The organism is Inquilinus sp., assembly GCF_057815775.1.
The window spans coordinates 1-9,940 of sequence record NZ_JBYRFX010000194.1; the positions used below are offsets into that span (position 1 = coordinate 1).

A 9,940-nucleotide genomic window follows, 5' to 3' on the forward strand; every position below is an offset into this window, starting at 1 on the left:
TGCTGCTCAGTGGCGACACCATCCAGGGCCTGCCGGACCGGCGCTGGGTCTCCTTCATGTACAGCTATCCCAATCTGATCCCGCTGCCGGCCCGCGCCGTGCAGGGCATCGCCGACGCGGTGGCGCCCTATGCTTTCGACCGGCTGTACGGCGCCTTCGCCGGCCGCTGGGTGCCGCAGGATGCGGCCGGGGCGGTGCGCCGCTCGGCCGAACGCTACATCCGGGCGATCCAGCCGGGCTGACGGCCTGTGGCAATCCTTTCGCATTCAAGAGGACGGGGCATGGCGCGCAGGATCGTGATCACCGGTGCCGGGGCGGGGCTGGGGCTGGAGCTGACGCGGTGGTACGCGGCGCGGGGCGACACCGTGATCGGCGTGGTCCGCAGCGACGAGGCGGCGGCGGAGTTCGCGGCGGCGGCCGGGCCGGACGGCATCCTGGTCCGCGGCGACGTCACCGACCCGGCCTGCGCCGCATTGCTGCGCCAGACCCTGGCGGAGCGGGTGCCGGTGGTCGACATCCTGATCAACAATGCCGGCCGGTCCGGTCGCGGCCCGCTGCTCGCCGGCATCGACCTCGCCGATGTGCAGCTGTCGTTCGACGTCCATTGCCTCGCCGCGCTGCGCATCAGTCAGGCGGCGATCGAGGCGCTGCTGGCGGCAGAGCGGCCGACCATCGTCAATGTCAGCAGCCGGCTCGGCTCGGTCAGCCGGGTGGCATCGGGGGATTTCGACCATCTCGGCATCGCCTATGCCACCCGCATCTCCAAGGCGGCGCAGAATATGCTGACCGCTTGCCTGCATCGGGAGTTCGGCCCGCGCGGCCTTGCCGTCTATGCCATCCATCCCGGCCGGATCCGCACCCAGATGGCCAGCGCCGATGCCGATCTCGAGGCACCGGAGGCGGCGGCGCGGCTGGCCGGCTGGATCGACCGTACCCGCCCCGAGCGGCTGGTGTTCTACGGCGAGCCCGACGCCGGCGAATTCGCCTGGTAGGGCGGCGGGCGAAGCAGTGGAACGGATCGCCAACCCCTTCTAGAATCCGGCCATGTCCATCGAGTCCCTCCGCACCATCCGCCGGCTGCCGCCCAACCTGGTCAACCAGATCGCCGCCGGCGAGGTGATCGAACGCCCGGCCGCGGCGGTGAAGGAGCTGGTGGAGAATGCGATCGACGCCGGCGCCCGGCGCATCGATGTCGCCCTGCGCGATGGCGGCCGCAGCCTGATTGCCGTGGTCGATGACGGCGCCGGCATGGACCCGGCGGAGTTGGCGCTGGCGATCGAACGCCACGCCACCTCCAAGCTGCCGGACGACGACCTGGTGCGGATCTCGACCCTCGGCTTCCGCGGCGAAGCGCTGCCGTCGATCGGTGCCGTCTCGCGCCTGACCATCGCCAGCCGGCCCCGCAACGCCGCCGAGGGCTGGAGCCTGTCGGTCGAGGGCGGTGCGGTCAGCGCGCCGGTGCCAGCCGCCCTGAACCAGGGCACCCGGGTCGAGGTGCGCGACCTGTTCTACGCCACCCCGGCGCGGCTGAAATTCCTGAAGGGCGAGCGGGCCGAGACCCAGGCCGCGGTCGACATGGTCGAACGCCTGGCCATGGCCCATCCGACGCTCAGCTTCACCGTCTCCGACACCAGCCGCACATTGCTGCGGCTGGAATCGGCGCAGGGCGAACTGTTCGATGCCCGGCTGGCCCGGGTTGGGGCGGTGATGGGCGGCGACTTCGCCGACAACGCGCTTCCGATCGACGCGCTGCGCGAGGGCATCCACCTGACCGGCCACGCCGCGCTGCCGACGCTGAATCGCGGCACCGCCCAGGCGCAGTACCTGTTTGTCAATGGCCGGCCGGTGCGCGACCGGCTGCTGCTCGGCGCCATCCGCGGCGCCTATGCCGATGTGCTGCCGCGCGACCGCCACCCGATGCTGGCGCTGTATTTCGAGCTGCCGCCGGAAGAGGTCGACGTCAACGTCCACCCGACCAAGGCCGAGGTCCGGTTCCGCGACCCGGCGCTGGTGCGCGGGCTGATCGTCAGCGCCCTGCGCCACGCCATCGCCGGGGCCGGCTTCCGCGCCTCGACCAGCGTCGGCGCCGACACGCTCGCCGCGTTCGCCACGCAGGGCGAGTTGCCGCCCCAGGCGCCGCTGTCACGGCCGACCGGCGGTTTCCTGACCCCGTCGCCCTGGGGCCAGCAGCGCGGCGTGGTGCGGCCGTCGCCGGGCCTGGCCGAAGCGGCTGCCGGCTGGCAGGCGCCGATCGCGTCCGACCTGAACCGCCCCTCGGCCCGGGCCGAGGACGAGGTGGCGGAGCCGGTGGCCGAGCACCCGCTCGGCGCGGCGCGGGCGCAGGTCCATGCCACCTACATCGTCGCCCAGACCGGCGACGGGCTGGTCATCGTCGACCAGCACGCCGCGCATGAGCGCATCGTCTATGAGCGGATGAAGGCGGAGCTCTTGTCCGGCACGGTCAAGAGCCAGGGCCTGCTGTTGCCGGTCGTGGTCGAGCTGAACGAGGCCTCGGTCGACCGGCTGGGCGCGCGGCAGGCGGAGCTGGCGGAGCTGGGGCTGGAGCTTGAGCCGTTCGGCCCCGGTGCGGTGGTGGTGCGCGGCGTGCCGGCGCTGCTCGGCCAGGCCGACGTGCCCGGGCTGGTGCAGGATCTGGCCGATGCCCTGGCCGAATGGGACGACGCCCGGCCGCTGACCGAACGCCTGGCCCATGTCTGTGCCACCATGGCCTGCCATGGCAGCGTCCGCGCCGGCCGCCGCCTGAACGCGGCCGAGATGGATGCGCTGCTGCGCAGCATGGAGGTCACGCCCAATGCCGGCCAGTGCAACCACGGCCGGCCGACCTATGTCGAGCTGAAGCTCGCCGACATCGAGAAGCTGTTCCAGCGGCGCTGACCGGTGGTCGCCATGATTGAATCCGAGCATCAGGGCCTGCCCGTCCTGCACTTCGCCGACATCGAGGCCTGGGCGGCGTGGCTGGGGGCGAATCACCTGGCGTCGCGCGGCCTGTGGCTCGCGATCGCCAAGGCCGGCTCGGGCGCGGCCTCGGTGACCTATCAGCAGGCGCTCGACCTCGCCCTGTGCCATGGCTGGATCGACGGCCAGAAGCAGGCGCGCGACACCGGGACCTGGCTGCAGAAATTCACCCCGCGCAGGCCGCGCAGCGCCTGGTCGCAGCGCAACCGCGAGACGGTCGAGGCGCTGATCGCCGCCGGGCGGATGGCGCCGGCCGGGCTGGCCGCGGTCGAATCGGCGCAGCGCGACGGGCGCTGGGACCGGGCCTATGGCCTCAGCCGCCACCGCGGCGTGCCGGAGGATCTGCAGGCGGCGCTGGACGGCGATCCCGCGGCGGCCCGGTTCTTCGCCGACCTCGATTCGCGCAACCGCTACGCCGTGCTGTACCGGGTGCAGACCGCGAAGACGCCGGAGACCCGGGCCCGCCGGATCGGCGAATTCGTCGCCCTGCTGGCCCGCGGCGAACGGATCCACCCCCATAAAAATGACAAGCTTGGTCCGGCCGCGTGACCGACATGCCAGATCGGCAGTTGGAACTATCGCCGAGGAAGCATATCTAGTGCATCCGCGCGGGGGGCGTTCGCCTCTCCGCTGGTGAATCGGGGTTCTATGCAACGAGTCGACTGAACGATGAGCGGTTACAAGGAAAAGGGATTCGGGGACCGGCTGAGCAGCGCTCAGAATGCCAGGAAGGCCGCGCTGGAGAACTTCCGTGCGAAGGTCGCGCCGGACAATCCGGAGCTGGCCCGGCAGCGGGCAGAGCGTGCGACCCTGGTCGCTGCGCGGGAGGCCCGCGAGGCCGAGCGCCGTGCGACCAAGGAGGCCGAGGCGGTGCGGCTGAAGGCCGAGACGGAAGCCCGCGCGGCCGAAGAGGCGCGCCTGGCTGCCGAAGCGGCCGAGCTGAAGGCTGTGTCCGAACGCGAAGAAGCGGACCGGCTGGTGGCGCTGGAAGCCGAGCAGAAGCGGGCGCGCGACGAGCGCTACGCCGCCCGCAAGGCGCGCAAGCGCTGATCCCGGGGCGCGGGCGGGACTCGGCCGATGTCGAAGACCACCCGCGCCACCCAGGCGCTGCAGCAGGCGGGCATCCGCTTCGCCACGGCGACCTATGATTATGATCCCGGCGCTGACCGCATTGGCATGCAGGCGGCCGAGGCGATGGGCGTTGCGCCCCGCATCGTGCTGAAGACCCTGATGGCCGAGGCGGACGGCAAGCCGGTCTGCGTCGTCGTGCCCTCGGACCGCGAGGTCGGCATGAAGAAGCTGGCCGCGGCGTTCGGTGCCAAATCGGCACAGATGATGCGCCCGGCCGATGCCGAGCGCGTCACCGGCTACCATGTCGGCGGCATCAGCCCGCTTGGCCAGAAACGCCCGGTGCCGACCGCGATCGAGGAATCGGCGATGGCGGAGGCCGAAATCTTCGTCAATGGCGGCCAGCGCGGGCTGCAGCTGCGGCTGAGCCCGCAGGATCTGCAGGCCGCCCTCAAGGCCAGGGTGGCGGCGCTGATCGCCTGAGCCGGCCGGAGACACAATGCAATCCTTCGACGTGGTGGTGATCGGCGCCGGGGCGGCCGGCATGATGTGCGCGGCCGAGGCCGGCAAGCGCGGCCGCCGCGTGCTGATCGTCGACCACGCCGCGGCGCCGGGCGAAAAGATCCGCATCTCCGGCGGCGGTCGCTGCAACTTCACCAACCTGCACGCCGCACCGGCGAATTTCATCTCCGCCAATCCGCGCTTCTGCATCTCGGCGCTGCGCCGCTACACCCAGCGTGATTTCATCGCCCTGGTCGATCGCCACGGTATCGCCTGGCACGAAAAGACCTTGGGCCAGCTGTTCTGCGATGGTCCGTCCCGCCAGATCATCGACCTGCTGCTGGCCGAGATGCGCCAGGGCGGCGTGGAACTGCGCCTGTCGACCCGGGTCGGCGCGGTGGACCGCAGCGCCGACGGCTTCGTCGTGGGATTGGACTCCGGCCCGGTGCAGTGCCGGTCCCTGGTGGTCGCCACCGGCGGCCGGTCGATCCCGAAGATGGGCGCCACCGGCTTCGGGTATGACCTCGCCATCCGCTTCGGCCTCGCCCTAACCGAGATCCGGCCGGCCCTGGTGCCGCTGACCTTCGACCCTGGGATGCTGGAGCGGCTGAAGCCCCTGGCCGGCATCGCCGTCGACGCCGTGGTCGGCAGCGGCAAGACCCGGTTCGCGGAGGCGATGCTGTTCACCCATCGCGGCCTCAGCGGCCCGTCGATCCTGCAGATCTCCTCCTATTGGCGCGAGGGGCAGGAGATCGCGGTGGCGATGCTGCCCGGCACCGATGTGTTCGAGCTGCTGCGCGCCGCCCGCGCCGAGAACGGACGGCGGGCGCTGCACACCGTCCTTGCCACGGTGCTGCCGAAGCGGCTGGCCCAGGCGATCGCGGAGGCAGAGGGCGCGGCGGGCAACCTCGCCGACCTCTCCGACAAGGTGCTGCGCCGGGTCGATGCCGCGGTGAATGCCTGGGCGGTGCGGCCGGCCGGGTCGGAAGGCTATCGCACCGCGGAGGTGACGCTGGGCGGCGTCGACACCGCCGGCCTCGATTCGCGGACGATGGAAGCCAAGGCGGTGCCGGGCCTGTACTTTATCGGCGAGGTGGTGGACGTCACCGGCTGGCTCGGCGGCTACAATTTCCAATGGGCCTGGTCATCCGGCTGGAGTGCGGGACAAGCCGCCTGAGAAGTCGGCCTTCAGGCCGGTCTCTCCACTGCGAAGTCGCCGCGCATCGGCTGCCAGACGGTGAAGGCCCGGTCCTGGCGCAGGATGTCGGCTAGCGCCGCCACATAGGCCTGGCGATAGGTCCGCGGAATCTGCACCTGGATCAGGTCGTCGCGGTCGGCCCAGGTCTCGTAAAGCAGGAACAGGGTCGGATCGTCCGGCGACCGGTGCAGCACGGCGTTGACGAAGCTCGGCTCGTGCCGCATCGCGTCCAGCACCGGCATCAGCAGCGCCAGGAATTCGTCCACGCGGCCCGGCTTGACATGCAGGATGATGACGACGGCAACGGCCGTGTCGTCCGGGCGGCTGACGGTGGAAACCAGCATCGGGAAATCCCTTGGGCAATGGCGATGCCCTGAGGATGGCCGGGGATCGGCGCTGATCCAATAACCTCGGAGGTAAAGGACGGGCCTCAGGCCGCGAAGACCCGGTCGCCCTGTTCGTCGATGATCTGCTGCGCCTTGGACAGTGAGAAGGCGGTGGCGTCGTCCTTGCTGGCGTGTGTGTCGGCGCGGACGAAACGGTGGGTCTTGGTGCCCTCGGGGAAGTCCTTCTCGATCAGCCCGGCGGTCTGGTACTGGCCGCCGGCGGCATAGGGGGCCGGGCGGATGCGGAAGCCCTTGTACTCGACCGCCTCGCCGGCCGGGGCCTCGGCGCCGCCTTCCGCGCCCTCGCGCTTGCCGCCGCCGAACAGGGATTTGAGGAAGGAGACCATCGCCGACCGCCGCACAGGGAAAGGGAAGGCGCAGCCTATCGCGGATCGCGCCGCGGATCACGCATTCACCGCTGTTGCTGGCTGCCGCTATCCTCACCACCGTCATTGCGAGTGAAGCAATCCAGGGTCGCAAGAGCGGAGACATGGATTGCTTCGTCGGCTTCGCCTCCTCGCAATGACGAGGAAGAGGGGAGGTCCCGCGCTTTTCGGCGACGTCGGTGCCGAATTGACGCCCCGCCCAGCACCGGCTAGAGCCTGTCCAGCCCCGAGACCGTGGAGCCCGTGCGATGAGGACCGACGCCACCGCATCCCGCTGAGCCGCAACAGCCCTTCCGGTTGTTGCGGCGGTCCTGTCCTGTCCCGGTCTTTCCCTGCCGACGCTGATGCAGATCGCCGCCGAATCCCCTTTCTGCGGAGGTCTTCCCATGCCGTCTCTCCGGCCATGGCCCCATTCCCTGGCGGCATCGCTGCTGCTGATGTCGCCCTTCGACCTGCTCTCTTCGCTCGGCATGGATGTGCACCTGCCTGTCGTGCCCCAGATGCCCGGCGCCCTGGCGACCACGCCGGCGCTGGTCCAGCTCACCCTCAGCCTCTATCTGCTGCTGCTCGGCTGCGGCCAGCTGCTGTTCGGCCCGATCTCCGACCGGATCGGCCGGCGGCCGGTGCTGCTCGGCGGCGCCCTGCTGTTCACTGCCGCCTCGGCCGGGCTGGCGCTTACCGGCTCGGCCGCGGTGTTTTTGGCGCTGCGGCTGCTGCAGGCGGCCGGCGGCGCCGCGATGCTGGTGGCCACCTTCGCCACGGTGCGCGACGTCTTTGCCTTCAGGCGCGAAGGGGCTGTCATCTACGGCCTGCTCGGGTCGATGCTGTCCTTCGTGCCGGCGTTCGGGCCGCTGCTCGGCGCGCTGGTCGACCACGGCTTCGGCTGGCGCGGCATCTTCTGGCTGCTCGCCATCCTCGGCGCGGCCACCGGGCTGCAGGCGCTGGGACGATGGCCGGAGACGCGGCCGGAGGACGGCGACCGGGTGCGGCTGGCCCATGTCGGGCAGATCCTCGGCCACGCCCCGTTCTGGATCCACACCCTGGGCTTCAGCGCGGCGATGGGCGCGTTCTTTGTCTATTTCTCGACCGCGCCCGCGGTGCTGATCGGCCGGCTCGATCTCAGCCCGCTCGAATTCAGCCTGGCCTTCGGCACCGCCGCACTGGTGATGATTGCGACCGCCCGGTTCGCCGGGTGGTTCGTCGCCCGGTGGGGCCGGCGCGGCTGCCTGGTGCGCGGCATGGGCCTGCTGCTGGTCGGGGCCGGGCTGCTGGCGCTGGGGCAGCTCTGCGCCGCCGCCACGCTCTGGGGCTTCATCGGCCCGGTCTGGGTGATCGCGGCCGGCATCTCGGTGACGTGCGCCGTCACCGCCAACGGGGCGCTGCAGCCTTTCGGCCATGCCGCCAGCACTGCCACCGCGCTCTACTACTGCCTGGAAGGGCTGATCGCCACCGCCGCCGGCACCCTGGCGGTGCTGGCCCTGCCGGCGGGCACGGCCTGGCCGCTGGCCGGGTTCTGCGCGGTGGCGGGGCTGGTGGTGATCGGCCTCGCCCGGCGGTTGCCCAACGATTGAGCCGGGGAGGGGGCGGGCCGTGCGGTCCGCCCCCTTTCGGTCAGGCCGCCAGGGCCGGGGCCTCATCGAAGAAGCCGATGATGCCGGCCAGCAGGCCATCGGCATCGATCTCGCCGAAATCGGTGCCGGCGACCAGGACCGGGCCGTCGTCCGGCCCCAACTCCCAGCGGAAGCGGATGCGTCCATTGTGGGCATCGATGGCACTGGTGCGGCGGAAGCGGTGGTCCGGGAACCGCACCTGCACCGCGGCGATCATGGCATCGATGCCGGCACGGCCGTCACCCCGCATGATCGGGTCGACGAAGACGGCGTCGGCGGTCCAGGTCCGGTCGATCAGCGCCCGGCGGCGGCCGGCATCGGTCTCGTTCCAGATCGCGATATAGCGGTCGACCAACTCGTTGATCCCGGTCGCGTCGGTGGTCATCTCTTCTCTCCATCCCTTGGTGGTGCGGTCCTCCGCAATGACCCGATCTTGGTCCGGCGCCGGACACGAAAGCGATTACCTCGCAGGTCATGGTCGCGCCGCCGGGCAGCGGCTATCGTCGGGGGTATGAAGACGACCGCCCGCCCGATCGGCGACCATCTGCGCGAATGGCGCCAGCGCCGCCGCCTCAGCCAGCTCGACCTGGCCTGCGAGGCCGATATCTCGACCCGCCACCTCTCCTTCCTGGAGACCGGGCGGTCGCGGCCCAGCCGGGACATGGTGCTGCATCTGGCCGAACGGCTTGATGTGCCGCTGCGCGAACGCAACACGCTGCTGGTCGCCGCCGGCTTCGCCCCGGCCTATCCCGTGCGCTCGCTGGACGATCCGGGGCTGGCGCTGGCCCGGCGGGCGGTGGAGCGGGTGATCGAGGCGCATGCGCCCAAGCCGGCCCTGGCGATCGACCGGCATTGGCAGCTGGTGGCGTCCAACGCGGCGCTGGCGCCGCTGCTGGCGGGGATATCGCCGGCGCTGCTGCAGCCGCCGGTCAATGTGCTGCGCCTCGGCCTGCACCCCGACGGGCTGGCGCCGCGGATCGTGAACTATGCCGAATGGCGCGGCCATCTGTTCGAACGGCTGCGCCGGCAGGTGGAGGCCTCGGCCGACGCCGTGCTGATCGACCTGCTGGCCGAGCTGCAGGCCTATCCGGCCCCGTCCGCCCCGGTGGCGGCGCTGCCCCCGGCCGTAGCGGAGGCGGCGCATCCCGATGTCGTCGTGCCGTTCCGCCTGGCGACGCCGGAGGGGATTTTGTCGTTCCTGTCGACCACCACCGTGTTCGGCACGCCGGTCGACGTCACCCTGTCCGAACTGGCGGTGGAATCCTTCTTTCCGGCCGATGACACGACCGCTGATATCCTGCGCCGGTGGGCCGCGGCCGGGCCTGGCAAAGTTTTGTAACAAAATTGTCCGACCGTTGTATTTGACATAATTCCCGGACCGTCGTCACATGGGGCTTGAGACTTCCTGAACGGGAGCCGGCCAATGCGGATGGTGCTGAACTGGGTGCGGCTGCTCGCGGCAGCCATGGGTGAAGACGAAGGGCATGAGCGCGAGTTGCGCGATGCGCTGCGCCGGGCAACGCGTGGTGGCGTGGCCTCGCACCGATCCCGACGGCCCCGGCCGGACCCCGAGGTCTGATCACTCCGCCTTTGTAATTTTCGCCGCGGCGGGACGCCGCTGCCGTTTCCGCGCCAGGATCTGATCCAGCGTCGCGCGCCTGAGATCCTGCACATCGACCCCGACATCATATTGCCGCGTCGCCGGCGTCAGCTTGCCGTGCGAATGGCCGTGCAGGTCGAGCGACCCGCGGCCGATCTGGTTCCAGGTGCGGAACGGGTAGTGGCACAGGATCAGGTGCCGCCCGTCGAGTCGCA

General features: G+C 70.8%; 12 protein-coding genes and 2 pseudogenes. 10 read left to right on the top strand and 4 right to left on the bottom strand.

The window, feature by feature from the left end; all coding sequences use genetic code 11:
• From AC3XYG_RS06870 to AC3XYG_RS06900, 7 genes and pseudogenes are all read left to right on the top strand, one after another.
• A pseudogene (locus AC3XYG_RS06870) lies at positions 1–242 on the top strand (hypothetical protein); the annotation flags it as partial.
• Between the two features lie 39 nt (positions 243–281).
• Positions 282–992, top strand: a complete 711-nt coding sequence (locus AC3XYG_RS06875; protein ID WP_489139066.1) for an SDR family NAD(P)-dependent oxidoreductase — start codon at positions 282–284, stop codon at positions 990–992.
• A gap of 52 nt (positions 993–1,044) precedes the next feature.
• Complete coding sequence (gene mutL, locus AC3XYG_RS06880; RefSeq protein WP_489139067.1) at positions 1,045–2,895, top strand: DNA mismatch repair endonuclease MutL; 1,851 nt, start codon at positions 1,045–1,047, stop codon at positions 2,893–2,895.
• Between the two features lie 12 nt (positions 2,896–2,907).
• A complete protein-coding gene (locus AC3XYG_RS06885; RefSeq protein WP_489139068.1) occupies positions 2,908–3,525 on the top strand; it encodes a YdeI/OmpD-associated family protein in 618 nt (205 codons plus the stop codon).
• A 120-nt stretch (positions 3,526–3,645) separates the two neighbouring features.
• Complete coding sequence (locus AC3XYG_RS06890) at positions 3,646–4,026, top strand: DUF6481 family protein (RefSeq protein WP_489139069.1); 381 nt, start codon at positions 3,646–3,648, stop codon at positions 4,024–4,026.
• Between the two features lie 27 nt (positions 4,027–4,053).
• A complete protein-coding gene (gene ybaK, locus AC3XYG_RS06895; RefSeq protein WP_489139071.1) occupies positions 4,054–4,527 on the top strand; it encodes a Cys-tRNA(Pro) deacylase in 474 nt (157 codons plus the stop codon).
• Positions 4,528–4,543: 16 nt separating this feature from the next.
• Positions 4,544–5,722 (top strand): BaiN/RdsA family NAD(P)/FAD-dependent oxidoreductase, encoded by a 1,179-nt coding sequence (locus AC3XYG_RS06900; protein WP_489139072.1) that lies wholly within the window; start codon positions 4,544–4,546, stop codon positions 5,720–5,722.
• Between the two features lie 11 nt (positions 5,723–5,733).
• Here the strand turns inward: AC3XYG_RS06900 and AC3XYG_RS06905 are convergent, their stop codons facing one another.
• Together AC3XYG_RS06905 and AC3XYG_RS06910 are read right to left on the bottom strand one after the other, a co-directional pair.
• Positions 5,734–6,087, bottom strand: coding sequence for a putative quinol monooxygenase (locus AC3XYG_RS06905; protein WP_489139073.1), 354 nt, complete (start codon positions 6,085–6,087; stop codon positions 5,734–5,736).
• 86 nt (positions 6,088–6,173) lie between these two features.
• Complete coding sequence (locus AC3XYG_RS06910) at positions 6,174–6,476, bottom strand: HlyU family transcriptional regulator (RefSeq protein ID WP_489139074.1); 303 nt, start codon at positions 6,474–6,476, stop codon at positions 6,174–6,176.
• Between the two features lie 425 nt (positions 6,477–6,901).
• Here AC3XYG_RS06910 and cml point away from each other — a divergent pair, with 425 nt between their 5' ends.
• Entirely contained in the window at positions 6,902–8,086 is a 1,185-nt protein-coding gene (gene cml / locus AC3XYG_RS06915; RefSeq protein ID WP_489139075.1) for a CmlA/FloR family chloramphenicol efflux MFS transporter, read from the top strand.
• Positions 8,087–8,126: 40 nt separating this feature from the next.
• Here cml and AC3XYG_RS06920 read toward each other — a convergent pair whose 3' ends face one another.
• Positions 8,127–8,510: a nuclear transport factor 2 family protein gene (locus tag AC3XYG_RS06920; RefSeq protein ID WP_489139076.1), complete on the bottom strand. Its 384-nt coding sequence runs from the start codon at positions 8,508–8,510 to the stop codon at positions 8,127–8,129.
• Positions 8,511–8,636: 126 nt separating this feature from the next.
• Here AC3XYG_RS06920 and AC3XYG_RS06925 point away from each other — a divergent pair, with 126 nt between their 5' ends.
• Entirely contained in the window at positions 8,637–9,464 is an 828-nt protein-coding gene (locus AC3XYG_RS06925; RefSeq protein WP_489139077.1) for a helix-turn-helix domain-containing protein, read from the top strand.
• A gap of 84 nt (positions 9,465–9,548) precedes the next feature.
• A complete protein-coding gene (locus tag AC3XYG_RS06930) occupies positions 9,549–9,704 on the top strand; it encodes a hypothetical protein (RefSeq protein WP_489139078.1) in 156 nt (51 codons plus the stop codon).
• Here the strand turns inward: AC3XYG_RS06930 and AC3XYG_RS06935 are convergent.
• A pseudogene (locus AC3XYG_RS06935) lies at positions 9,705–9,940 on the bottom strand (metallophosphoesterase); the annotation flags it as partial.